We start from the raw sequence: 23359 nt of genomic DNA on the forward strand, positions 1-23359 counted from the left end.
ACCGGGTAATGCCGGCGTAGGGAGTGGACGGCAATGGCCGACGTGCATCCGAACGCATCCGGAATCACCACGGGACCCATCGAGGGGTCACGAAAGGTCTTCAGCAGCACCGAGTCCGGGCTGCAAGTGCCGTTCCGCCGCATCGAGCTGACCAACGGTGAACACCTCGACGTCTACGACACGTCAGGGCCGTACACCGACGACAACACCACCGTGGACGTCCACAGTGGACTACCTCGAACGCGGGCGGGATGGCGCGACGGACGGGAGCACAACACCCAGCTGGGCTGGGCGAAGGCGGGCGCGATCACCCGCGAGATGGAGTACATCGCGCACCGCGAAGGGGTTTCGCCGGAGTTCGTGCGCGACGAGGTCGCCTCGGGCCGCGCGGTGATCCCGGCGAACCGGTGCCACCCGGAGAGCGAGCCGATGATCATCGGCAAGAACTTCCTGGTCAAGGTCAACGCCAACATCGGCAACTCCGCGGTCACCTCCTCCGTCGAGGAGGAGGTCGAGAAGATGGTGTGGGCGACCAGGTGGGGCGCCGACACCGTGATGGACCTGTCCACCGGCAAGCGCATCCACGAGACCCGCGAGCGCATCCTGCGCAACTCCCCCGTGCCGATCGGAACCGTGCCGATCTACCAGGCGCTGGAGAAGGTCGACGGCGATCCGGCCTCGCTGACCTGGGAGATCTACCGGGACACCGTGATCGAGCAGTGCGAGCAGGGCGTGGACTACATGACCGTGCACGCGGGCGTGCTGCTGCGCTACGTCCCGCTGACCGCCCAGCGCGTGACCGGGATCGTCTCGCGCGGCGGGTCGATCATGGCGGCCTGGTGCCTGGCGCACCACCGGGAGAGCTTCCTCTACACCCACTACCGCGAGCTCTGCGAGATCCTGCGCGCCTACGACGTGACGTTCTCGCTGGGCGACGGCCTGCGTCCGGGTTCGATCGCCGACGCCAACGACCGCGCCCAGTTCGCCGAGCTGGAAACCCTCGGCGAGCTCACCCACATCGCCCGCGAGCACGACGTGCAGGTGATGATCGAGGGGCCCGGCCACGTGCCCATGCACAAGATCGCGGAGAACGTGCGGCTGGAGGAGGAGCTGTGCGGTGAGGCACCGTTCTACACGCTCGGACCGCTGACCACCGACATCGCACCGGCCTACGACCACATCACCTCCGGCATCGGCGCGGCGATGATCGCCCAGGCCGGCACCGCGATGCTCTGCTACGTCACGCCCAAGGAGCACCTCGGCCTGCCGAACCGGGACGACGTCAAGACCGGCGTGATCACCTACAAGATCGCTGCGCACGCCGCCGACCTGGCGAAGGGCCACCCCCGCGCCCAGGAGCGGGACGACGCGCTGTCCACCGCCCGCTTCGAGTTCCGCTGGACCGACCAGTTCAACCTGTCGCTGGACCCGGACACCGCACGCGCCTTCCACGACGAGACGCTGCCCGCCGAACCGGCGAAGACGGCCCACTTCTGCTCCATGTGCGGCCCGAAGTTCTGCTCGATGAAGATCACCCAGGACGTCCGCAAGTACGCCGAGGAGCACGGTCTGACCAGCGTGGAGGCCATCGAGGCGGGCATGGCGGAGAAGTCCGAGGAGTTCACCCGCACCGGCGGCGAGGTCTACCTGCCGCTCGCGGCCAACGACTGATCGCGAGGCTGGGGCGGCTCCCCCGAGCCGCCCCAGCGCCTCAGATCTAAGTGCGGACGCTCGGGTCGAACGGTGCGGCGAGTTCGACCGACTTGCCGCGGCAGCGATAGCCGCGGTCACCTCCTGCGCCGTTGTCCTCACGCACCGCACCCACCGACTCGGCCGACCTCGTGGCCTGCGTGGTCACGAGCTCCCCCGAAAAGCCACCGAGGCGTCAGCGGCTACGCGATCGGAGGGGATCACGCGGCACGTAGCATCCTGGGAATGCACGACGAGACCGCGCCGCCCACCGCGCTGACCATCGCCGGATCGGATTCCGGCGGAAGTGCGGGCATGCACGCCGACCTGCGGACCTTCTTCGCCTGCGGGGTGCACGGCACGACCGCCGTGACCGCCGTGACCGTGCAGAACACCGTCGGGGTGACCGGGCTGGTGGAGATCCCACCGGAGACGGTGGCCGCGCAGATCGACGCGGTGGCCTCCGACATCGGCGTCGGCGCGGCCAAGACCGGGGTGCTCGCCTCGGCCGCCACCATCGACGCCGTCCTGGACGCCTGCGACCGGCACGGGATCGGCCGCGGCGGCCGGACGCCGTTCGTGGTGGATCCGGTGGCCGCGTCGCGCAGCGGCGAGCCGCTGCTGCGGACGGACGCGCTCGACGCGCTGCGCCACCGGGCGTTCCCCCGGGCCACTCTGGTCACCCCGAACCTCGACGAGGTGCGGTTGCTCACCGGCATCGACGCGCGCACCCGCGAGGACCTGCTGGACGCGGCCAAGGCGGTCCACGCCTTCGGGCCGGAGTGGGTGCTGATCAAGAGCGGTCACCTGCCCGACGACCCCGAGTGCGTCGATCTGCTCTTCAACGGCACGGAGTCCATCGAGCTGCCCGGCCCGCGCTACGCCACCGAGCACACCCACGGCGCAGGTGACGTGTTCGCCTCGGCGATCACCGCCGCGCTGGCCAAGGGCGCCTCCATGCCGGACGCGGTGCGCGGCGGCAAGCGGTTCGTCACCCGCAGCGTCGCCGAGGCCTACCCCCTCGGCTCCGGCGTGGGACCGGTCTCAACCTTCTGGCGGATCAGCCCTCGCTCGTACTGACCAATCATTGAGTGATTCTCGTCCGCATCCTGTAACCCGTTAGGTGCTACTCGCCGACATATGTCGAAGAGGGGCTCAAATCCAGGCGTGGGCCTGGAGGGCGCGGCGAGGGACGACAGGGGTTTGCGGGAGCGTGGCTGGAGCGGTGTTGACAAGGGCACGGGGATGGATGGCCACCGAGGCGGGTGCGCCGGACCCCCGGCAGCGCCAATACGTGCTGCTGGTGGTGCTCGCCGTGATCGCCGGAACGTTCGCGGGCTGGTTCTTCGAGCTGCAGACGCCGGTGCTGTTGGGAGCGCTGACCACCGTGCTGGCGCTGACCGCCACCAGCGGTCAGGCGCTGCGCTCCGATCTGCGCAGGTTCGTGTGGCTGACGCCCGTGCTGGTGCTGATGATGGCCGTCGGGCCGATGTTGACCAAGGTCCCGGTGCTGGCCGGACTGGCCGTCGCGGTGGTCGTGTTCGGCACCGGGATGCTGCCCGCGCTGGGTGAGCACTACCGCATCGGCGGGCAGATCTTCGCCGCCGCGACCCTGGTGACCACCACGACCGGCATCGGCAACGACCAGCCGTTCCTGATCCTGCTGGCCTCGACCGCCGCGGGCGGGCTGTTCGCGCTGCTGCTGCGGATGATCATCGGGGTCGGCGACCCCGGGCACGCGACCCGCGTCGCCGTGGCCCGGACGCTGCTGACACCCGGTCCCGGCGTGCTCGAATCAGCCGCCGCCGCGTGGCGCGCCGACGGTTCCAGCACCTGGCTCGGACAGGTCCTGGCGGGTTCGGCCCGCTTCCGCGCCGCCCGCGAGACGCTGCTCGCGCAAGCCCAGCAGAGCGACCGCATCGAGGCCGAACGGCTCCGCGAGATCGTCGCCGAGGCCGACCGGGTCGCCGCCGAGCTCGCCCGCGCGATCCGCTCCCGCGCCTGCACCGGCCTGCCGATGGCCGCCCGCCGCGCCCCCGCCCAGGCCGTCATCGCCCGGGGCGGCCGGCAGGACATGCCCGACGCCGTCGCCGGCGTGAACCAGGGCCTGGACCGGATCCGCGCCGCCGTGGTCGACCGCGACGAGAGCCCGGTGCCACCCGCCGAGGACGGCGCCCTGCGGGAACGGCTGCTGGGCGCGGTGCGCGCGCACCTGTCGTTCCGGTCCTCGCTGTTCCGGCACGCGCTGCGCTGCACGCTGGCGGTCGCGGTCGGCATGGTGATCGTGCTGCTGCTGCGCGACCCGTCGGCGTCGAGCCTGCTGCTCGCGCTGTACGTGGTGCTCGCTCCGGCGGCGCGCGACAGCATGACCGGCGCGCTGGAACGCACCGGTGGCGCGGTGCTGGGCGTGACCGCCCTGGCCATCCTGATCACCCTGCTGCCGGGCGCCTACCTGCTGATCCCGCTGGTCATCGGCGGAATGCTGCTGAACATGCCGAGGCTGCGCGCCGAGTACCAGGCGGTGCTGGGCTGCGTGATCGTGATCACCGTGGTGGATCAGGCGATGGCGCTGGACCGCCCGCTGGTCAACGTCGGCATCAGCTTCGCGGCCAACACGGCGGTGGGCGCGGCGATCGCGCTGATCGTCGGCTACGTGAGCTACCTCGTGCTGCCGAGCAGCATCGTGCCGGACGTGCGCGGCGCGGTCCGCTCCACCGTCTGGTCGGTCTCGGAGCTGCTGCGCAGCGTCCGCGCCTCCGGTCAGGGCGCCGATCTCCCGAGAGCGCTGCAGTCCGCGAACGTGCTAGCGCTGCGCCGCACCCAGGACCTGCTGGGCATGCCCGCGCTGCTGGACGGCACCGGCGAGGAGACCGACGACAACCACGCCACCCGCGCCGCGGCGATCGCGCTCGACGCGCTGCGCCAGGACGTCGCCACGCTGGCCTTCCGCCCCGCCGAGGAGCGCGAGGTCGCGGTTCCGGCGCTGCGCGCGGTCGACGACCTGCTCGGCGGCAAGTCCACGGCGAAGATCCCAGACATCCCGTCGAGCGGCGCACCGGCCTCGGAACTCCTCGCGAGCTCCCTGGTCGAGAACGCCCTCCACGCCCGCCAGGCCATCGACCGGACCTTCGGTTACGACAACCCCTGGAAGAGCTACACGATCAGCTTCGTCCGCCCCGAACGCCTCCACATCCGCTAGGCCGGGACTCCCGAACCCCGCGCGAAGTCCGACCGCCGGGTTGGGTTCGCACAACCCCGACCCGGCGGTCGGTCAGACGCCGTAGTCCCCAGTTGCGGGGATGTCCCATCGCCATCGGCCCCCGATGCGCGAGGCTCCGCATGAACGGGCAGCAGACCTGCGAGATCAGAGCGCACGTCGTCGGCGACCTTCGACCTCTTGCTCACCGATTCGACGGAGCTGGTGAACCGCGTGGTCGACGCGGCCCGTGGTCAGCTCATGGGGGTGCCCGGGCTCGAGGCTTGGGCCCAGAATCGTTGGGGGATGCGTCCCGCTTGCGAGGCCAGGCGGCCCGCTTCGACGGCGCTCCGCATCGCCGTGGCCATGCGCTCCGGGTCTTGGGCGCGGGTGACGGCGGTGGCCAGGAGGACCGCCGAGCAGCCGAGCTCCATCGCCAAGGCCGCGTCGGAGGCCGTGCCGATGCCCGCGTCGAGGACGATCGGGACGGTGGCTCGGGAAACGATCATCTCGATGTTGTGCGGGTTGCGGATCCCCAGCCCGGTGCCGATCGGCGAGCCCAGCGGCATGACCGCCGCGCAGCCGACCTCCTCCAGCTTCAGCGCGAGGACCGGGTCGTCGTTGGTGTAGGCGAGGACGACGAAACCCTGGTCCACCAGCTGTTCCGCCGCGTCCACGAGCTCGATCGGGTCGGGCAGGAGGGTGTCCTCGTCGGCCACCACCTCGAGCTTGACCCAGTTGGTCCCCAGGGCCTCGCGTGCGAGCTGCGCGGTGAGCACCGCTTCCGCGGCGGTGCGGCAGCCCGCCGTGTTGGGCAGCGCTTCGATGCCGAGCTTGCGCAGCAGGTCGAGGACACCGGTGCCGCCACCTGCGTCGGCGCGGCGCATCGCGACGGTGGTCAGCTCGGTTCCGGAGGCGATCAGCGCGCGTTCCAGCACGGCGAGGTTGTTCGCCCCACCGGTACCGGTGATCAGGCGCGAACCGAACTCGCGGTCGGCGATCAGCAATGGGTCGTCCACGGTCACCCTCCTTGCACTGCGGTGAGCACTTCGATGGTGGCGTCGGCGCGCAACGCCGTGGCGGGCCACGACGCGCGCGGCACCACAGCACCGTCCAGAGCCACGGCCACGCCTCGTTCCGGCACGCCGAAGTCGTCCAGCACTGACGCGAGGGTCGCGCCTGCGGCGACCTCCCGTGCGTCCCCGTTGATCACGACGTTCACTGCTGCCCTCCCAAACGGCTCGGATCGGTGGCCTTGATCAGCGGTTCCGGCTCTTCGCCGCGCAGCAGCGACAGCACGGCATCGACGGTGACCGGCGTGAGCAGGAACCCGCCCCGGTGGTGTCCGGTGGCGGCGAGCACTCCCGGCTCCAGCCAGCCGATCACCGGCAGGTTGTCGGTGGTGCTCGGGCGCAGCCCGGCGGTGGCCTCGACCAGCGCGTACTCGGCGATGCCCGGCATCACGGTCTCGGCGTCGGCGAGCAGGTCGCGGACGCCGCCGACGGTGACCTCGGTGTCGAAGCCGACCTCGTGCTGGGTGGCGCCGAGCACCACTCCCCCGTCGTCGCGCGGCACCAGGTAGCAGGGCCTGCCGCGCACCGGGCCGCGCACGGTGCGGGTCGGCGGCGGCAGCGCGGTGGCACGTCGCCGCAGCCGCAGGATCTCGCCCTTGACCGGACGGATCCGGTCGGAAAGCGCCGGGTGCAGCGAACCCGATTGCGCGCCTGCGGAGATCACCACGACATCGCACTCCACAGTGGACTCGACGAGCTCGACCCCGCCCGGCCGGACCGCCTCGGCGCGTTCGGCGATGAACTCCACGCCCGCCGCCTCCGCCGCTGCCCGCAGCGCGGTCAGCGCGAGCCGGTTGTCCACCGCGAGATCACCCGGTACTTCCAACCCACCGCGCACCGCGGGGCCCAGCGAGGGCTCTCGGCTGCGCAGCTCGCGGCCCGTCAACCGGGTCACGCTGCGGCCCAGTCCGGCGAGGTACCCGGCGACGTTGTCGAGCTCCTCGCGGTCGGCGCCGTCGACGCCGACCATCAACGTGCCCTCGGTGCGCAGCCCGGACGGCAGACCGGCCGCGCGGCTGAGCTCGTCGGCGAAGTCCGGCCAGCGGTTCAGCGACGTCGAGCCCAGTTCGAGCAATTCCTCCTCGCCGGGCCACGCCTCGGCGAGAGGTGCGAGCATTCCGCCCGCGACGTACGAGGCACCTGAGGCGGGCGCCGGATCGACCAGGCTCACCCGGTTACCGGCCGCAGCGGCGCGCCAAGCCACCGACAGGCCGACGACCCCGCCGCCCACCACGACGACATGATCGGTTCGTTTCTCAGACAACTCCACGCTCCCTGCGCCGGCATGACCCGGATCAGGTTCGACGGTCGGAGCCCTGCGCTCCCTCTCAGCCCGGTCCGCCGGGCTCCCGTGCTCACCACCGTCCACCGTACCCGTCAACAGATCGCGACGTCAGCGTCTGGTCCGGTGGGACTCTTGCCGGGCTGTGCGGGTGGCGGAAACACCGAGGGGGCAAGGTCGGGTCCCGCACCAGCAGCGGCTACGTCGCTCTTCCGCAACAGCTAGGCTGGGCTCATGCCTGGTTTGGACGGCTTCGGGATCCGCGCGCGCCTCGCCGAGGCGAAGTTGTACCTGTGCACCGACGCTCGCAGGGAGCGAGGTGACCTCGCGGAGTTCGCCGACGCCGCGCTCGACGGTGGTGTCGACATCATCCAGCTGCGCGACAAGGGCCCGAGCGGTGCTCCGCTGGAGGCCCGCCACGAGCTCGCCGCGCTGGAGGTGCTGGCCGAGGCCTGCGTGCGGCACGGCGCTCTGCTGGCGGTCAACGACCGCGCGGACGTCGCGATGGCCGCGGAGGCCGACGTGCTGCACCTGGGCCAGGACGACCTGCCGGTGGACGTCGCCCGCCGCATCATCGGCGACCATGTGGTGATCGGCCGCTCCACGCACGACACCGCCCAGGCCGACTCGGCGGCGACCGAACGAGGCGTGGACTACTTCTGCACCGGGCCGGTGTGGACGACTCCGACCAAGCCCGGGCGTCCCGCTGCGGGCATCGAGCTGGTCCGGCACACCGCCGAGCACCGGGGGCACGGCCGTCCGTGGTTCGCCATCGGCGGCATCGGTCCGGAGAACCTCGACGAGGCGATCGAGGCAGGGGCCGAGCGCATCGTGGTGGTCCGCGCGATCACCGAGGCCGACGATCCCACAGCCGCCGCCCGCGACCTCCGGTCGCGGCTCCCCTGACCTGACGACGAACGACCCCCCGGGACCGAAGATCCCGGGGGGGTCGTCGCGGCGTGAGCTGGTGTCAGCGGGAACCGCCGTCACCGATCACTGGGTCAGCAGGGAGACGCCGTAGGCCGACAGGGCCTCGTTGACCGGCTGGAAGTAGGTCGTGCCACCGCTGGTGCAGTCGCCCGAACCACCCGAGGTCATGCCCTGCGCCTGGTCGCCCGAGATGAACGATCCACCGGAGTCGCCCGGCTCGGCGCAGACGTCGGTGCGGGTCAGACCCTCGACGGTGCCCTGCTCGTACTGCACGGACTGGTTCTTGGCCTCCAGCGTGCCGCAGTGCCAGCCGGTGGTGGAACCGGAGCGGCAGATCGACGCGCCCTCCGAGGCCTCCGTGGAACCGGCCACGGCCACCGTGCCGCCGCTGTAGTCGTTCACCGCGGCCTGCGGGCTGTCATCGGTGCCGACGGAGATGAAGGAGTGGTCATCACCCGGGAAGGACGAGCCCTCGAAGGTGCCGCTGGGCTCGGTGGTGGTGTCGCCCGTGCCGCCGCAGTGGCCGGCGGAGACGAACCCGCCCTCCACGGCGAAACCGACGGAGCAGCGAGCGCCGCTGCCGATGTAGTAGGCGTTGCCGCCCACCACGTCCATCAGCGTCCGGGGCTGCTCCTGCGACTCGACGACCTTCACCGCCTCGGCGGGCACGCCTGCGGCCTGCGCGAACTGCGCGGCCTCGGCGGCGGCACCCGGCTTGACGGTGACGACGACGGCGTTCTGCTCGTTGCTGGCGTACCAGCCGGTGACGCTCTTCGGCGCCTGCGCCTTGCCCGCGTTGAGACCGTCGACGACGCCGTTGAGCTGCTTGGCGCTGAAGGCGACCTGGCGGACCTCTGCACCGGCGGCGCGGACCTGCTCGGAGCGGGCCGCGTCGGTCACGCCGACCACGAGCTTGCCCGTCGCGGCGTCGAAGTAGGCACCGCCGAAGGAGTCGGCCAACGCGTCGCGCAGGGTGCTCTCGGTGCGCTGAGCGGCGGCTTCGAGCTGGAGCCGGTCGAGGGCCTGCTCCTCGGTGAGGCCGAGGTCGCGCTGCATCGCGTCGAGCAGCGTGCCCGCCACCGGGATGGCGTTGGGTGCGGTGGCGGTGGCCGGCATGGTCAGCGCGGCGACCGTGCCCGCGGTGACCAGGACGGTCCCGGCAATGCGAGCCGCGAGTCTACGTTTCATCTCGTGTCTCCCTTGTGATGACCTGATCTCTCAAGGCCCCGTCGCCGGTCCAGTATCAGATTTCCTCAGGGGAATCACATCCAGCTTTTAGCGCAATGTGCGCGAACAACTCCGATTGATCCTCGATCAACAGCGGAATTAGAGCATTCACCGTTTTTCGCACTTATTCGAGCGTTAGTCCCGGAACGATCGACTCGGGTGCCGATTCTGTGGTCGGGGATCGCGTGGAGGGCGAACCGGTCCTGCTCGGCTGCTGCACCGGCGGCTCGCTCGGGACGGGTTGCTGCGAACCGGTCGGCGGAGCGGGTCGCTGCGGCGACGGAGTCTCGCTGCTCGGCACCCGTTGACTGGTCATCTGCTCGGATGGCTCGACCTCGACCGGATCCCGCGGCGCGGGCTGGAGCACCCGGCCGAGCGTCGTGCCGTCACCACCCGACAGCGGGCGGCCGGTGATGCCCTCCAAGCCCGTCACCAGCAGCATGCTCACCGCGAACACCGCCACGCAGGTCGCGCCGACCAGGGTCCAGCGCCCCCACCTGCGGCGGGACACCGGCGGGGAGAGCACGGTCCGGGTGCTGGAACGCTCGGCGGCCGGTTCCTCGACGGCTTCGCCTCCCGGCCACTGCAAGCCAGTGACCTGGATCTTCCGGGTCGCCTCCTCGGTCCCGGCGACTTGGCCGGACTGGCTCCGGCGCTGCCGCAGCACCGAGGCCCGAGCGGCGGCGACCACCGCCTTCTCCCTGGTCTTCTCGATCGACCGCTGGTAGAGCGCGCCACCGATCGTGATGATCACGCTGGTCAGTCCCGCGCCCACGACGGTTCCCGCGACCCCGAGCCGCGAGCCCAGGAACGCCGCCGTCACCGACGCCAGCGCCGCGCCACCGACCTGCGCCGGTGACACCTGCGTCTTCTTCTCCCTCAGCTCCTCCGGCTGATCTTCAGCCGAATCCGCTGCACCCCTCGCCATTTCCCTCACACACGCAATTGGAGTTGCACATCTGCAACACCAACGCGCGCACCGGGTCGAATTTCTCCGCCTCGGCCACTTTCGTGAGGACTCCCACGACGTGTAACGAAAAGCGGTGTCACTGCGCGAGAACGCGATCGCGCACCGTTGCGGGAATCAAGCGGGAGGGTTGAGTCGCGCGACGAACTTGTACCGGTCACCGCGGTAGATGGAGCGGACCCATTCGACCGGGCGACCTTCGGTGTCGAACGAGTGCCGGGACAGCAGCAGCATCGGCAGACCCACGTCGGAGCCGAGCAGTTCGGCCTCCTCCGGGCTGGCCAGGGCGGTCTCGATGGTCTCCTCGGCGTGCCCGAGCTCGACCTCGAAGGTCTCCCGCAGCACCTGGTAGAGCGATCCGCCTGACTCCAGCTTCGCGGTGAGTCCGCGGAAGCGGGCCAGCGGCAGGTGCGTGGTCTCTATGGCCATCGGTTCGGCGTCGGCCAACCGCAGCCTGCGCAGCCGCAGCACGGCGGAACCGGCCTTGGTGCCCAGCAGGACGGCGAGCTCCTCATCGGCGGCTTCCTCGACGACCTCCAGCAGCCGGGAGGTCGGCTGCCTGCCCTGGGCGCGCATGTCCTCGGTGTAGGAGGACAGCTGGAGCCGCTGAGCGACCTTGGGCTTGGCGGCGAAGGTGCCCTTGCCCTGCACGCGGAGCAGCCGGCCTTCGACGGTCAGTTCGGCCAGCGCCTGGCGGACGGTGGTGCGCGAGACGTCGAACTCGGTGGCCAGCGAACGCTCGGTCGGGATCGGTGAACCGGGCGGCATCGACCTGAGCAGGTCGAGCAGGTGCTGCTTGAGCCCCCAGTACTTCGGTTCCCGTGGCGCGCGGCCCTGCGAATCCGCCCCGCCGGACACGGTCGTGTCGAGCATCGTTCCTCCTACCCGCCGCAGCCTGACCTCCGAGCATGCCCGACCGCGCGGCCTCGCGAAACGCGTCTCCGGCAGATCGTTCGCACTGATCAATTCAGACTTCGGTGGCGTGCACATTACGCCAATTCCTGTTGACGATGAGTGTCGCTCACCACATTCCGTGACGCCCTGGGGGCCGTGGTGAAGCCGACCACCGGACGCACGGTGGTGCTCTCCGGTTCCAGACCAGGTAGAATTGGTCTGGACCTTATGGAAGGGATGGGCCGAGATGTCCGCCACCCCCGGCACCCACATGAAGCACGAGATCGGCCAGCAACCCGCGATCTTCGCGGACCTGCTGGCCGCCCAGGAGCAGTTCGCAGAGGTCGCGGCGGTCGTCGCCGAACGCCGCCCGCGGTTCGCGCTGCTCGCGGCGCGCGGCTCCAGCGACCACGCCGCGCTGTACGCGAAGTACCTGATCGAGGTGCTCCTGCAACTGCCCGTCGGCCTGACCTCCCCCTCGACCACCACGCTCTACGGTGCGCGACCCGACCTCACCGACGTGCTGATGCTGACCGTCAGCCAGAGCGGCGGCTCCCCCGACCTGGTCGCGGTCACCGAGTCCGGCCGGGCCAGCGGCGCGCTCACCGTGGCGGTCACCAACACCACCGACTCCCCGCTCACCTCGGCCGCCGAGCTGTCGCTGAACATCCGCGCCGGCGCGGAGCAGGCGGTCGCCGCCACCAAGACCTACAGCGCAACGCTGCTGGCGTTGTACCTGCTCATCGATGCCATTCGCGGCGGAGGCGCCGCCCTGGCCCGAACCCTCCCCGACCTCGCGGCCACCACGCTCGCCGACGCCGCCGACCCGGTGGAGGAGGCCGTGCAGCGGTACCGCTTCGCCGGCCGGATGGTCACCACCGGACGCGGGTACTCGCTGGCGACCGCGCACGAGGCAGCGCTGAAGCTGGCCGAGACCAGCTACCTGTCGGCCCGCTCCTACAGCGGCGCGGACCTGCTGCACGGACCGGTCGCCGCCATCGATGCGGAGACCGCCGTGCTCGCGCTGTGCAGCGCGGGCTTGGGCGGCGAGTCGACGCGCGAGGTCGTCGAGGCCGTGCACCAGCGCGGCGCCGACATCTGCGCGATCGGCTCAGCGGCGGCGAAGATCCCGGCCTCGCACCGGATCCCGGTCCCGGAATCGGCCGAGGAGGTCGCTCCGATCCTGGAGATCCTGCCCGCCCAGCAGCTGGCCCTTGGCCTGGCGCTGGCCAGGGGCATCGACCCCGACAACCCCCGCGGCCTGCAGAAGGTCACCAAGACGACGTGACCTCCTAGGGATCAGAGGTCGTAGATCTCGCGGGCGGTGGTGTCGAAGACCGCCGTCCGCTCCGCATCGCTGAGCCCGGTGGTGAGGTCCTTGGCCACGCCGAGGACCTCGGCGTAGGACGCGGCGAGCAGGCAGACCGGCCAGTCGGAGCCGAACATGATCCGGCTCGGCCCGAACGCCTCCAGCACCACCTCGGCGTAGGAGCGCAGCCGGGACGGGTCCGGCTGCGCCGCCCAGTCGTCCTGGGTGACCAGGCCGGACAGCTTGCAGACGACGTTCGGGTGCGCGGCGAGCGCGCGGATCCGGCTCGCCCACGGTTCGAGCTCTCCGGCGGCCACGTCCGGTTTCGCGCAGTGGTCGAGCACGAACGTCATCTGCGGGAACTGCCCGGCGGCCTTGATCGCGGCGGGCAGCTGGTGCGGGCGGACGAGCAGCTCGTAGAGCAACCCGGAGTCCTCCACCGCGCCGAGCCCGGCCAGCACGTCCGGCCTGATCAGCCAGTCCGGGTCGGGCTCGTCCTCGACCTGGTGCCGGATGCCGCGCAGCCAGCCGCCGGAGGGATGGGTCTGCAACCGGCCGATCCGCTCGCGGGCGTCCTTGGCGGTGAGGTCGACCCAGCCGACGACCGCGGCCACCCGGTCGACGGTCTCGGCCAGCACCAGCATCTCGGGGGTTTCGTCCGGGTCGGCGACCGTCTGCACGAGCACGGTCGCGTCCACCGAGGTTCCGCGCATCGCGGCCTGCAGGTCAGCCGGGCGGAAGTCGCAGCGCAGCGGATCCATCTCCGTGCCGGTCATCCAAGGCAGGTCGCGAACGTCGAGGTCCCACAGGTGGTGGTGGGTGTCCACGGTCATCGAGAGCCTCCGCGAATGTCCACATCAGACTGAACGCGGCAGGCGCTCGTACAGGCCTCGCCCATGTTGTCTCTTCTCCCCGACGGATGGAACGACGTGTCGATGTATATCGGCTCACCGCTTCGGAGACCAGGGCTCGAATTGGCCACTTCCCGTCGCGGCGCCCGCCGATCGCGCCGCGCGAGAGTACAAAGAGCGCATGCACGGTGATGACACGGCCCTCGTCCTCGGGCTGGACGTCGGCGGCACCAGCAGTCGCGCGCTGGTCAGCGACCTGACCGGCCGGGTGCTGGGCACCGGTGAAGCGGCCGGCGGCAACCCGAACTCGCACCCCGCGCCCGACGCGGTCGCGCAGATGGCCGGCGCCGCCCGCGATGCGCTCGGTGGCCAGGACCCGGCTGCGGTGCGCGGATGCGTGCTCGGCATGGCCGGTGTGAGCAAGATGGCCGATCCCGCGTTCGGCGAGTTCTTCCGCAGCGAGTGGGCTCGGCTCGGGTTGGGCTGCGAGACCACGCCGGTCAGCGACGGCGTGGTCGCCTTCGCCGCGGGTACTCCGGAGCCGCGGGGCACGGTGCTCATCGCCGGTACCGGCGCGGTCGCCGAACGCGTCGAGGACCACCGCACGGCGGCCACCATCGGCGGTTGGGGCTGGTTGCTGGGCGACGAGGGTTCGGCCTACTGGCTGGGCCGCGAAGCCGTTCGCGCCACCCTGCGCGCGCTGGAACGCGGCGCCCCGGTGGAGGGGCTGGTCGAGGCGGTGTGCGGCCACCTCGGCGCTGTTGCGGAGCGCAAGGCGGTGATCGTTGCGGCCAACGCGCGCGACCCGATCCGCCTCGCCGAGCTCGCACCGCTGGTCACGGTCGCGGAGGACGACGCGGCCGAGGACATCGTGCACCGCGCCGCGGTCCTGCTGGCCGACACGGCGGCGACGGCCCGGCCGGATCCGCACTCCCCGGTCGTCCTGGCCGGTGGCCTGCTCCACCCGGGCAACCGCATCGGCCAAGCCCTGCGCGCCGAGCTCGAAGCCCGCTCCTGGCCGGAACCCCGCACCGCGGGCCCCGGCGCAGCAGCAGCCGCCTGGCTAGCCGCCCTGCCCCTCGCGCAAGACCCCGTCACCCTCCACAAAACCCTCCTCGGCTGAGGCCGACCGGGCGGAACACCCGGTGATCCGGTCACTGATCACGGCGGTACTCCGGGTCACCGGGGCACGGTCGATCACGGCCGGGCGGGAGCCGTGGACCGGTGCGGTCGGGGGTGTGGTTCGGGTGGGGCTAGAGGAGGGCGAGTTCGGTCAGGGCGTTCCGGATCACCTGGAGTTCTGCGTCATCTGCTTCGACCAGGGGGAGGCGGGGGCCTCCTACCTCGTGGCCGAGGAGGTTGAGAGCCGCCTTGACCGGGATGGGGTTGGTGGTGACGCCCAGGGCCGAGTAGAGGGGCTTGAGGGAGGCGTCGATCTCGGAGCGGCGGGCGGGGTCGGTGACCATCTGCTTCATCCGGGGGCCGACCAGGTGGCTGGCGACGAGGATGCCGCCGACGGCGCCCAGGTCCAGGGCCAGCGCGAAGCCGTCGTCGTTCCCCGCGTAGAGGCCGAGGCCGTCGACCTGGGCCAGGGCGTCGTTGTCGGCCTGCTTGACGTAGTCGAGGTTGTCGATCTGGCCGAGCTCGGAGAGCAGGTCGTGGTCGAGCGACAGGCCGATCCGCGACGGGACGTTGTAGAGCACCACCGGCTTGTCGGTGGCCTTGCCGATCTCGGTGAAATGCCGGACGAGCCCGCGCCGGTTGGGCTTGTTGTAGTACGGGGTCACCGACAGGATGCCGTCGGCGCCGATCTCGGTGACGCGCTCGGTCATCCAGCAGGCGTGCGCGGTGTTGTTGGAGCCCGTCGAGGCGATCACCGTGACCCCTTCGGGGCGTTCGCCGACGGCCAGCTCCACCAGCCGCAGGTGCTCGGCGTCCGACAGCGTCGGCGCCTCGCCGGTGGTGCCGCACACCACGACCCCGTCGGAGCCGTTGGCCAGCAGGTGGCGGAACAGGTTCAGGAACGCATCTTCGTCGACCTTCTGCCGGTCGTCGAACGGGGTCACGATCGCGGTGATCACGCTGCCGAGAGACATGAGCGCATTGTGCGCCCGCGCCCTGGAGGTGTCACATCGCGGGTTCCCTCGGGTGGCCCATGCCCGGATGATCGTCGGGCAGCGAGCGGCGCAGCACCCACCAGCTCGCGGCGATGCACACCGCCACCAGCGGCCAGGTCAGCACGACCTGCGCGATGGTCAGCGCGCCGGTGGCCCCGGCCAGCCACAGCGGGATGAACACGACCAGCCGCACCACGTACTGCCCGACCCACACCCAGCTGGCCCGGCTGTAGGCGCGCATCAGATCCGGGTCGCGCCGCCACTTGCGGCCCTGCCGGAGCGCGACGCCGACGACCACGCCCAGCAGCGGCCAGCGGATCGCGATGCTGGTCATCCAGGCCAGCGCGCTCAGCGCGTTGCTGGCCAGGCGGGGCAGGAAGAAGTCGGCGGCGTCGCCGGTGCGGATCGCGATGAGCGCTCCCAGCATCACCGCCAGCAAGCTGATCAGGACCGCGAGCGGGCGAGCGCCCTTGCGGAGTCGGCAGCCCCCGAGGACGGCACCGACCACCACGGCCGCCGCGCTGCCGATCACGATCGACTCGCCGCCGAAGAACCAGCCGGCGCCGAAGGCGACCGGCGGCAGGCTCGCGTCGATCGCGCTGCTGCGCCCGCCGAGCAACCGCATGAACGAATCGCGATCGTCCCAGCCCGTGTCCGTCTGCCCCTGCGTCACGACACTAAGCCTGCCCTAACTTCCACGGGGGGCCAAACCCCGGCCTCAAGACCGGGTGGCTCTCCCGGCGAAACGGTCACCCCACCTCTACCCGAGGCGGCGGGCTCGTTCCACCAGGGTCGCGATCTCGGCGGCGATCGTCGGCTTGTCGGCGGGCTGGCAGGCCACGGCGTCCTGGCCGTCGACCCGCTCGCCCCGCATCGCGTAGCGGCCCTGGTCGGTGTCGAACCAGATGAGGTTGGGCACGCGCGCCCTCCGGGCACCCGCGACGACGAAGTGGCCGAAGCGGAACTTCGGCCTCGACGTCACCGCGCGCAGCTCCGGCAGCCCCTCGATGTCGGCGTCGGCGGGCATGCCGCCACGCCGGTCGGCGACCGCGCGCAACGCGGGACCCGCGCCGACCGGGGCGTCCGGCAGCAGGTCGGCGGCGGTGCGCGGCAGGTCGCTCGGCGGTAGGAAGGTCATCCGCATGCCCCGGCCGTCGAAGGTGCCGAGCACGCCGACCTCACCGGTGGCCACCACGCGGGCCGCCAGCCGGTGCCCGGCGCGGACGTCGAGCAGCCCGGCCGCCGCGACCGACACCTCCGAGCTGCACAGCAGGTACAGCGCGTCCTCGACCTCGGGTTCCGGGCGCCCGTTGCGGGCCAGCCCCGCGGACTCCAGCTCCTGCCACACCCGCTGGGCGACGACGTTGCGGTCCTCCGCGAGCTCTGAGATGCGCGGCAGCTCGAACGGGTACTGCCGAACGGTGAGGTTCAGCTGCTCACCGAGCAGATCGACCGCAGGGGCCGACAAGGTGATCGTCTCAACCATCACAGCTCACATTTCGCGTCAGCGGTAGCCAGTGTTATCAGTGCGCCCCGGCGTGACCGGCCCGAAAGCCGGTTCGTCAGGGGTTTCGCCGCGTCAGAAGTCCCGGAAGCTCGCCGGCGACTCGCCGAGCACCGGCGGCGCCACGAGACGACCGCCGTCATCGTCGTCCCACAGCTCGTCGGCCTCGATGAGGAACTGCGGCACGGCACCGCTTCCGGTTTCGCCCGGCTTGTAACCGGAACCGGCGCGCAGGTCGTCGCCACCCTCGCGGCGCTCTTCCTTGAAGTCGTCGGCCGACCACGAGGTGTTGCGCCCGTACCCTGCGCGACCCGTGCCGTTCGACCAGGCGCCGACCGAACCCATCGGGCCGAACCCGCCGTCGGCGCGTTCGTTGATCTTCGGCGTGCGCAGCGTCCTGCTCTTCGGACGCTGCTGATCCGGCTGCTGCTGGGGCGGTTCCGCCGAGTGCTGCTCCGGCGGGCGCGGAGGCTCCGGCCGGCGCGGAGGCTCCGGTCGGCGCGGCGGTTGCTGCGCGACCGGCTGCTCCGCCTGCTGCTGCGGGGCAGGCGGAGGCCCTGCCGGTCGCGGCGGCGGAGGTGCCATCGGCGGGCCCTGCGGACGCGGCGGGCGCTGCTGACCGCCGTTCGGCGGCGCGGGCCTTCCCGCAGGCGGCGAGGGGGGCGGCGGAGGCGGAGGTCCGGCCGGGGCCTGGTTCCCCGGCGGCGGGCCTGCCTGCGGCATCGGGCCGCTCGGCGGACCCGGTGGCGGGCCCTGCGGACGTGTACCACTCGGCGGGCCGGCCGGAGGTGCCCCGGCGGGCGGGCTCGGAGGCGGGCCGTCCGGGCGCTGGGCGGCGTCCGGGCGCTGCGGTGATGACACCTGCTCGGCGAAGGGCGCTTCCGGCTGCTCGGGCATCGACGGCTGGGTCATCGGGGGGTGAGCCATCGGCTGCTCGGGCATCGGCTGCTGGGCCACGGGCGGCTCAGGCATCGACGGCTCAGTCACCGGCGGCTCGGGCACGGGCGGCTGGTCCATCGGCGGGTGGGGCGGTCGCGGCGCCTCCACCGGAGGCGGTGCGTCGGAGAGCTGTGGAACCGGGACGCTCGGCGGACCTTCAGCCAGCGGGCCGCGCAGGACTCCGTCGCGCACCTGCGGCTGCGGACCGCTGTCCGGAGCCGGATTCGGTGCTGGGCGGTGGTTTTCGGCGGGCGGGAGCAGCGAACCGCTCAGGCTCGCGCTCTCCGGTCGGCCGTGGCGCGGTTCGTCGCGCTCCAGGGAGCCCGACATCTCGGCCGGTCGCGCCGGAGCGCCACCGAGATCGCCCGACAGCGAGGGCAGACCGCCGGTGGACGGGCGCGAGGGTTCGGTGACGGGCCTGCCGGCCGGTCCCGACCCGCGCTGCTCCTGCTCGAAGCGGTCGGGAAGTTGTTCCGCCCGCTGCCAGAAAGCGAACGGGTGCGGCTCGGCGGCGAGCGCGGCCAGTTCGGCGCGCACGTCGAACTGCCCCGAGCGTTGCGCGGCCGGAGCCGGGCGCGCGGGAGGCGCGGGCGGCGCGGGCGGCGGACCTCCCGGTCCAGCGTCGCTCAGCGAACCTCGCAACAGCGGGTCCGCTCGGCGCCTACCTCCTGGTTCCGGAGCCCGCCGGTTCGGTGCCTCGAAGCCCGCCGGCCCCGGCGCGGACGCCGGATTCTGCGGTGCCGTCACGATTCCCCCAGATCTGCAGGACGGTTGCGGAGACCGACGATCAGAGTCGTGGTCCTCGTGGAATCGACGCAATGCCCCATGTCGTCGTTCCCCATCAACCGGACACGACGAAGAGCGCGCGAAACACCCGCTCGGACGTCCTGCGAGCGGACGCACGTCGAGCTGTGACCTGCAGCGATCGCGTCATCGTGAGCCCCCTTGCCACTTCTGCTACCGCCGAAGGACATTAGCAGCTGACTTTCACCCGTACCGGTGTTTCCTGCCAAGATCCACCTTCTCGACCCGTGACGGTCGGATGCACCGCGCATCAAGGAAGAGCATCGTTTCGGCGAAGTCGGCAGACCAATCGGACATAGTTTCTAGACCGTCCAGTGCCGTTTGTCACTTGGCGGGAACCTTCGGTGGCGTAGGTACGTCCCGGAGGGCCACTGTTGATTTCGCACCAACACGGGCGTGGCGGATGAGCAGGAGGGACGAGTCGAAAATGGGATCGGGGCGCTGGGAAAGCTTCGTCGCGCTGGGAGACAGCTTCACCGAAGGTCTGGCTGATACCACTGCCGAGACCGACGTCTACCGGGGGTGGGCGGACCGGTTGGCGCTGCACATCGCCGAGCACAACCCGGACCTGCGCTACGCCAACCTGGCGGTGCGCGGGAAGCTCATCCGCCAGATCGTCACCGACCAGGTGTCGCACGCCATCGAGCTCAAGCCGTCGCTGGTCGCGCTGACCGCAGGCGGCAACGACATCATCCGACCGGGCAGCGATCCCGACCTGGTGGCGGCGCTGTTCGAGGACGCCGTGGGCCGAATCCGCGCGACCGGAGCCGACGTGCTGATCGGCACGGGTTTCGACACCGCGCGCACCCCGGTGCTCAGGCACGTCAGGGGGAAGGTCGGCACCTACAACTCGCACCTGCGCTCGATCGCCGACGCGCACGGCTGCTACGTGATGGACTTGTGGTCGATGCGGGTCCTGCAGGACCCCCGCGCCTGGTGCGAGGACCGGCTGCACCTGTCCGCCGACGGCCACCGACGGGTCGCGCTGCGCGCCTGCGAGACGCTCGGCCTGCCCACGTCGGAGAACTGGAACGAGCCCTGGCCGGACCTCGACGAGCGCAGCTGGCAGGAGCAGGCCGCCGAGGACATCAGGTGGGCGCGCGAGCACCTGGCTCCGTGGATCAGCCGCCGCCTGCGAGGGGTCTCCAGCGGGGACGGCCGCACGGCCAAGCGCCCCTGCCTCGAGAAGCTCCCCACCACTTGCGGATGAGGAGAACGCGGGAGGTCGGCAGGAGATCGTCAGGCGATCGGCGAAGCCGGTCTCCCCTCACCCGACCTTGAGCACCTGCACCGCCGGGGGAGCTCAGGCGTTCGCTGGGGAGGACAGCCGTGGCGGCCGCGTATCGGTGGGCATGCACGGGGTCTCGGGTCCCGGACCCAGCGGGCGTCTGAGGTCCCCGCACGGCTGAGAAACCCAGCCACTGAAGAACTCAGAACAGAAACAGGCGCTCGGGCGGCTCCCCCGAACCGTCCGAGCGCCTGCACACCCCCACACCCGGGAGTCCCGGATGCCCTTGACCCCCTCGTGGTCGTCCCGACCGCGTACGGCCGGGACGACCGGGGCGACAATCCCCCCTAGGACTCCCCCAGAGCCGCCCGCGTGCGGATCAAGCACGGATCGATCCGCACGATCAAGTTCGCAGCAGGAACTACACGTCCGCTAAACGCGGGCTAAACGCCCTGTCCAGCGATCTCGTCGAGGCGCTGGCGGACCTCTCTGACCTTGGGAGAGCCCTCCACCTCGAAGATCGCGAGGGCGGTCTCCCAGCGGGTGCGGGCGACCGAGATCTCGCCGCGCAGCCTCGCCGCGTCGCCGAGTCCGAGGTTCGCCGAACCTTGGCGCACCGCCGACCCGCACTGCCGGGCGACGTCGAGGGCTTCGTGGTGGAACCGCTCGCCGTCGTCGAGCCTGCCGAGTTCGATGCTGACCTCGCCGCAGTTGTTCAGCACCATGGCCAGGGTTTCCAGGTCGTCGGCCTCGCGGTAGAGGTCCTCGGCCTCGCGCAGGTACCGCAGCGCGGCTTCCAGCTCGCCGTTGACCTGTTCGACCATCGCGAGGTTGTTCAGCGCGCCCGCCACGAAGTAGCGGTCGCCGAGCGAGCGGTAGACCTTGAGCGCGTCCTCGGAGTGCACCTTGGCCTCTTCGTAGCGGCGCAGCCGGAACAGCACGCTGGAGAGGTTGACCTGCGTCATCGCCAGCCGCTCGGAATCCCCGGTCTGCACGGCGACCCGGTACGACTCCTCGTAGTGCGCCAGGGCCTCGTCGAGGTCGCCGGATCGGGCGCAGGCCACGCCGAGACCGGCGGACATGAGCACCTTGCCGACCGGATCGCCGACGGTGCGGGCGGAATCGGCGCCGTCGGAGTAGACGCGGAGCCAGTCCTCCCAGGGGCAGCGGACCATCAGGTAGTTGAACTGCAGGCGGGCCAGCGGCCAGGCCAGGTCGTGCAGCCCCGCGGCGTTGGCCGCGCGGACAGCGGTGACGAGGTTCGGCCACTCGGCGTCGAACCACTCCAGTGCCTGCGAGCGCGACCCGATCTCGGGCTGGTGCTCGCTGGCGTCGGAGAAGTCGAGCTCGTCGCGGGCCGGGCGCAGGAAGCGGCGCGCGTGGTCGGCGGCGCACAGGTAGTGGCGCAGCAGCCGGCGCAGCGCCTCGGTGTCACCTTCGTCGGCTGGGAGTTCCCGCGCGTAGGCGCGCAGCAGGTCGTGCATGCCGAACCGGTCCGGTTCCGGCTCGGTGACCAGGTGCGCGAGCGCCAGGGCGCGCAGCCGGCGCTGGGCGCCCGCCGGGTCGGTCCGGCACAGCGCCGCCACCGCGTGGGCGGTGAAGGTCTGCCCGGGAACCAGGCCCAGCTTCCGGAAGGTCTCGGCGTGCAGGGGCGGCAGGCTGCGGTAGGAGAGGTCGAAGGCGCGGCGCACGCTGGTGTCGGCGTCGTCGTCGATGTCCAGCGCCTGCAGCCGGGTCCGCTCGTCGGTGAGCTCCCGCACCAGGTCGGAGACGCCGCGCGCCGGGTTGGCGGCCAGCCGGGCGGCGGCGATGCGCAGCGCCAGCGGGAGCCCGCCGCAGAGCTCGGCGAGTTCGGCGGCGGCGTCGGGTTCGGCCGCCGACTTGCCCGGCACGCCCGCGCGGTCGAGCAGTTCGATGGCGGTCTCGGTCGGCAAGGTCTCCAGCGGCAGCACCCGGGCACCCGAACGCACCACGAGCCCGTCGAGCCGCCGCCTGCTGGTCACCACGACCATCGAGGCCGCGCTGCCCGGGAGCAGCGGCAGCACCTGGTCGGAGTCGCGGGCGTTGTCCAGCAGCACCAGCACCTTCCGCTTGGCCAGCAGCGACCGGTAGAGCGCGGTGCGGTCGTCGAGTTCGACGGGGATCGCGTCGGCGGCCACGCCGAGCGCCTTGAGCATGCTGGTCAGGGCCTCGCCGGGGGTGAGTGGTTCGTGCTCGGAGTCGAAGCCGCGCAGCGAGGCGTAGAGCTGCCCGTCGGGGAACTCCTCGGCGACCCGGTGCGACCAGGTCAGCGCGAGAGCGCTCTTGCCGACGCCCGCGGTGCCGGTGAGCACCGTGATCAAGCTGAAGCCCTCCTCGTTGGCCTCCCGCATGGCGTCCAACGTCGCCGCTTCCAGCCGCCTGCCGACGAAACCCGCTGGCGCGGGCGGCAGTTCGGCGGGCACGGGGCGGCGGATGCCCAGGCCGGCTTCGACGCGGCTGGGGTGGTTGCGCAGCGCGGGGTCGTCGCGCAGCAGCTTCTCGTAGAGCTCGCGCAGTTCGGGGCCGGGATCGATGCCGAGCTCGTGGGACAACCGGTGCCGCAGGTCGTGGAAGCGGGCCTGCGCCTCCGCCCGGTGCCCGGCGCGGTAGTTGGCCAGCATCAGCTGACAGGTGAGCCGTTCCCGCATCGGGTGCTGGTCGACCAGAGTGGACAGTTCGGAGATGAGCTGGTGGTGCCTGCCGAGTTCCAGGTCGGCGGCGACCCGCTCCTCCAGCGCCAGCAGCCGGAGCTCGTCGAGGTTGGGCGCCACCATCCGGTAGAGCCTGCTGCCGGCGATGTCGGCGAGCACCGGCCCGCTCCACAGCGACAGGGCCTCGGTGAGCAGGCGTGATCGTTCGGCGGGTTCTAGGCCGTGGGCGCGGTTGATGAGACTGCGGGCGCGGTGGGCGTCGATCCGGTCGCCGTTGACGCGCAGCAGGTATCCCGGAGCCCGGGTGATGATCTCGGGACCGTCGTTGCCCAAGAACTTGCGCAGCCGGGAGACGTAGCCCTGGACGATGGTGCGCGCGCTGGCGGGCGGTTCGTGGTCCCACAGGGTGTCGATCAGCCGGTCCATCGGCACGACCTGGTTGGGCTCCAGGAGCAAGCAGGCCAACAGCGCCCGAACCGGCATGCGCCCCGTTTCGAGGGCGACGCCGTCGAGGTGCACCTCGAGCGGACCCAGCAGGCGGAATTCGAACCCTGCGGTCCTCTCCAAGCTGCCGTGCGGCGTCATTCTCCCCCAAGTTCACGACTTCCGGCCTGTCCCCCGCGCCGGACACACGGTAGCGATCCGCCCCGCACGCCAGGTCGACGCGTTCACCAGGC

Annotated in this window: 19 protein-coding genes and 1 riboswitch; of the genes, 7 read left to right on the forward strand and 12 right to left on the reverse strand. The window is 71.4% G+C overall.

Annotation, left to right across the window (positions count from 1 at the left end):
• Nucleotides 1-33: 33 nt before the first annotated feature.
• The 3 genes from thiC (at nucleotide 34) to E1161_RS13610 (ending at nucleotide 4888) form a co-directional block, all read left to right on the forward strand.
• On the forward strand, nucleotides 34-1671 hold the full coding sequence (gene thiC, locus E1161_RS13600; RefSeq protein WP_132623277.1) for a phosphomethylpyrimidine synthase ThiC: 1638 nt from the start codon (nucleotides 34-36) through the stop codon (nucleotides 1669-1671).
• Between the two features lie 264 nt (nucleotides 1672-1935).
• Nucleotides 1936-2769 (forward strand): bifunctional hydroxymethylpyrimidine kinase/phosphomethylpyrimidine kinase, encoded by an 834-nt coding sequence (gene thiD, locus E1161_RS13605; protein ID WP_132623279.1) that lies wholly within the window; start codon nucleotides 1936-1938, stop codon nucleotides 2767-2769.
• A 169-nt stretch (nucleotides 2770-2938) separates the two neighbouring features.
• Nucleotides 2939-4888, forward strand: a complete 1950-nt coding sequence (locus E1161_RS13610; RefSeq protein WP_235875006.1) for an FUSC family protein — start codon at nucleotides 2939-2941, stop codon at nucleotides 4886-4888.
• A gap of 251 nt (nucleotides 4889-5139) precedes the next feature.
• Here the strand turns inward: E1161_RS13610 and thiG are convergent, their stop codons facing one another.
• The 3 genes from thiG to thiO all read right to left on the reverse strand — a co-directional run bounded on the left by thiG (nucleotide 5140) and on the right by thiO (nucleotide 7222).
• Entirely contained in the window at nucleotides 5140-5904 is a 765-nt protein-coding gene (gene thiG / locus E1161_RS13615) for a thiazole synthase (protein ID WP_132623283.1), read from the reverse strand.
• 2 nt (nucleotides 5905-5906) lie between these two features.
• Entirely contained in the window at nucleotides 5907-6107 is a 201-nt protein-coding gene (gene thiS / locus E1161_RS13620; protein WP_132623285.1) for a sulfur carrier protein ThiS, read from the reverse strand.
• Nucleotides 6104-7222: a glycine oxidase ThiO gene (thiO, locus tag E1161_RS13625; RefSeq protein WP_132623287.1), complete on the reverse strand. Its 1119-nt coding sequence runs from the start codon at nucleotides 7220-7222 to the stop codon at nucleotides 6104-6106. The genes thiS and thiO overlap by 4 nt, the downstream gene beginning before the upstream one ends.
• A riboswitch (TPP riboswitch) is annotated at nucleotides 7214-7321 on the reverse strand. Its footprint overlaps the gene before it by 9 nt.
• Nucleotides 7322-7474: 153 nt before the next feature.
• On the opposite strand from thiO, the gene thiE reads away from it, so the two are divergent.
• On the forward strand, nucleotides 7475-8146 hold the full coding sequence (gene thiE / locus E1161_RS13630) for a thiamine phosphate synthase (protein WP_132623289.1): 672 nt from the start codon (nucleotides 7475-7477) through the stop codon (nucleotides 8144-8146).
• A gap of 87 nt (nucleotides 8147-8233) precedes the next feature.
• On the opposite strand, the gene E1161_RS13635 is transcribed toward thiE, so the two are convergent.
• The 3 genes from E1161_RS13635 to E1161_RS13645 form a co-directional block, all read right to left on the reverse strand.
• Nucleotides 8234-9358: a S1 family peptidase gene (locus E1161_RS13635; protein ID WP_132623291.1), complete on the reverse strand. Its 1125-nt coding sequence runs from the start codon at nucleotides 9356-9358 to the stop codon at nucleotides 8234-8236.
• 163 nt (nucleotides 9359-9521) lie between these two features.
• Nucleotides 9522-10259 carry a superantigen-like protein SSL4 gene (locus E1161_RS13640; RefSeq protein WP_207920233.1) on the reverse strand — a complete coding sequence of 246 codons (738 nt, stop codon included), beginning with the start codon at nucleotides 10257-10259 and terminating at the stop codon, nucleotides 9522-9524.
• Nucleotides 10260-10481: 222 nt separating this feature from the next.
• Nucleotides 10482-11237, reverse strand: coding sequence for a GntR family transcriptional regulator (locus E1161_RS13645; protein WP_132623293.1), 756 nt, complete (start codon nucleotides 11235-11237; stop codon nucleotides 10482-10484).
• Nucleotides 11238-11505: 268 nt separating this feature from the next.
• Here E1161_RS13645 and E1161_RS13650 point away from each other — a divergent pair, with 268 nt between their 5' ends.
• Complete coding sequence (locus tag E1161_RS13650) at nucleotides 11506-12546, forward strand: SIS domain-containing protein (protein ID WP_132623295.1); 1041 nt, start codon at nucleotides 11506-11508, stop codon at nucleotides 12544-12546.
• Nucleotides 12547-12557: 11 nt separating this feature from the next.
• On the opposite strand, the gene E1161_RS13655 is transcribed toward E1161_RS13650, so the two are convergent.
• Nucleotides 12558-13400: an amidohydrolase family protein gene (locus E1161_RS13655; protein ID WP_132623297.1), complete on the reverse strand. Its 843-nt coding sequence runs from the start codon at nucleotides 13398-13400 to the stop codon at nucleotides 12558-12560.
• 199 nt (nucleotides 13401-13599) lie between these two features.
• Between E1161_RS13655 and E1161_RS13660 the strand changes: the two genes are divergently transcribed.
• Nucleotides 13600-14541, forward strand: coding sequence for an N-acetylglucosamine kinase (locus tag E1161_RS13660; RefSeq protein ID WP_132623299.1), 942 nt, complete (start codon nucleotides 13600-13602; stop codon nucleotides 14539-14541).
• Between the two features lie 130 nt (nucleotides 14542-14671).
• On the opposite strand, the gene dapA is transcribed toward E1161_RS13660, so the two are convergent.
• From dapA to E1161_RS13680, 4 genes are all read right to left on the reverse strand, one after another.
• Entirely contained in the window at nucleotides 14672-15514 is an 843-nt protein-coding gene (dapA, locus tag E1161_RS13665) for a 4-hydroxy-tetrahydrodipicolinate synthase (RefSeq protein WP_132623301.1), read from the reverse strand.
• A gap of 31 nt (nucleotides 15515-15545) precedes the next feature.
• Nucleotides 15546-16160 (reverse strand): DUF3159 domain-containing protein, encoded by a 615-nt coding sequence (locus E1161_RS13670; RefSeq protein WP_132623415.1) that lies wholly within the window; start codon nucleotides 16158-16160, stop codon nucleotides 15546-15548.
• A 135-nt stretch (nucleotides 16161-16295) separates the two neighbouring features.
• Entirely contained in the window at nucleotides 16296-17021 is a 726-nt protein-coding gene (locus E1161_RS13675) for an ESX secretion-associated protein EspG (RefSeq protein WP_132623303.1), read from the reverse strand.
• 93 nt (nucleotides 17022-17114) lie between these two features.
• Nucleotides 17115-18515 (reverse strand): hypothetical protein, encoded by a 1401-nt coding sequence (locus tag E1161_RS13680; RefSeq protein WP_132623305.1) that lies wholly within the window; start codon nucleotides 18513-18515, stop codon nucleotides 17115-17117.
• 694 nt (nucleotides 18516-19209) lie between these two features.
• On the opposite strand from E1161_RS13680, the gene E1161_RS13685 reads away from it, so the two are divergent.
• Nucleotides 19210-19992 (forward strand): SGNH/GDSL hydrolase family protein, encoded by a 783-nt coding sequence (locus tag E1161_RS13685; protein WP_132623307.1) that lies wholly within the window; start codon nucleotides 19210-19212, stop codon nucleotides 19990-19992.
• A gap of 461 nt (nucleotides 19993-20453) precedes the next feature.
• On the opposite strand, the gene E1161_RS13690 is transcribed toward E1161_RS13685, so the two are convergent.
• Nucleotides 20454-23267, reverse strand: a complete 2814-nt coding sequence (locus tag E1161_RS13690; RefSeq protein WP_132623309.1) for an AfsR/SARP family transcriptional regulator — start codon at nucleotides 23265-23267, stop codon at nucleotides 20454-20456.
• Nucleotides 23268-23359: the final 92 nt, after the last annotated feature.

Origin of the sequence: Saccharopolyspora aridisoli (assembly GCF_004348445.1) — a bacterium.
Classification (GTDB): Bacteria; Actinomycetota; Actinomycetes; order Mycobacteriales; family Pseudonocardiaceae; genus Saccharopolyspora; species Saccharopolyspora aridisoli.

Excerpts from the sequence above, each read along its gene's own strand:
- thiC (WP_132623277.1), top strand. The coding sequence starts at position 34 with ATGGCCGACGTGCATCCGAACGCATCCGGAATCACCACGGGACCCATC.
- thiD (WP_132623279.1), top strand. The coding sequence starts at position 1,936 with ATGCACGACGAGACCGCGCCGCCCACCGCGCTGACCATCGCCGGATCG.
- E1161_RS13610 (WP_235875006.1), top strand. The coding sequence starts at position 2,939 with ATGGCCACCGAGGCGGGTGCGCCGGACCCCCGGCAGCGCCAATACGTG.
- thiE (WP_132623289.1), top strand. The coding sequence starts at position 7,475 with ATGCCTGGTTTGGACGGCTTCGGGATCCGCGCGCGCCTCGCCGAGGCG.
- E1161_RS13635 (WP_132623291.1), bottom strand. The coding sequence starts at position 9,358 with ATGAAACGTAGACTCGCGGCTCGCATTGCCGGGACCGTCCTGGTCACC.
- E1161_RS13645 (WP_132623293.1), bottom strand. The coding sequence starts at position 11,237 with ATGCTCGACACGACCGTGTCCGGCGGGGCGGATTCGCAGGGCCGCGCG.
- E1161_RS13650 (WP_132623295.1), top strand. The coding sequence starts at position 11,506 with ATGTCCGCCACCCCCGGCACCCACATGAAGCACGAGATCGGCCAGCAA.
- E1161_RS13655 (WP_132623297.1), bottom strand. The coding sequence starts at position 13,400 with ATGACCGTGGACACCCACCACCACCTGTGGGACCTCGACGTTCGCGAC.
- E1161_RS13660 (WP_132623299.1), top strand. The coding sequence starts at position 13,600 with ATGCACGGTGATGACACGGCCCTCGTCCTCGGGCTGGACGTCGGCGGC.
- dapA (WP_132623301.1), bottom strand. The coding sequence starts at position 15,514 with ATGTCTCTCGGCAGCGTGATCACCGCGATCGTGACCCCGTTCGACGAC.
- E1161_RS13670 (WP_132623415.1), bottom strand. The coding sequence starts at position 16,160 with ATGCGGTTGCTCGGCGGGCGCAGCAGCGCGATCGACGCGAGCCTGCCG.
- E1161_RS13675 (WP_132623303.1), bottom strand. The coding sequence starts at position 17,021 with ATGGTTGAGACGATCACCTTGTCGGCCCCTGCGGTCGATCTGCTCGGT.
- E1161_RS13685 (WP_132623307.1), top strand. The coding sequence starts at position 19,210 with ATGGGATCGGGGCGCTGGGAAAGCTTCGTCGCGCTGGGAGACAGCTTC.
- E1161_RS13690 (WP_132623309.1), bottom strand. The coding sequence starts at position 23,267 with ATGACGCCGCACGGCAGCTTGGAGAGGACCGCAGGGTTCGAATTCCGC.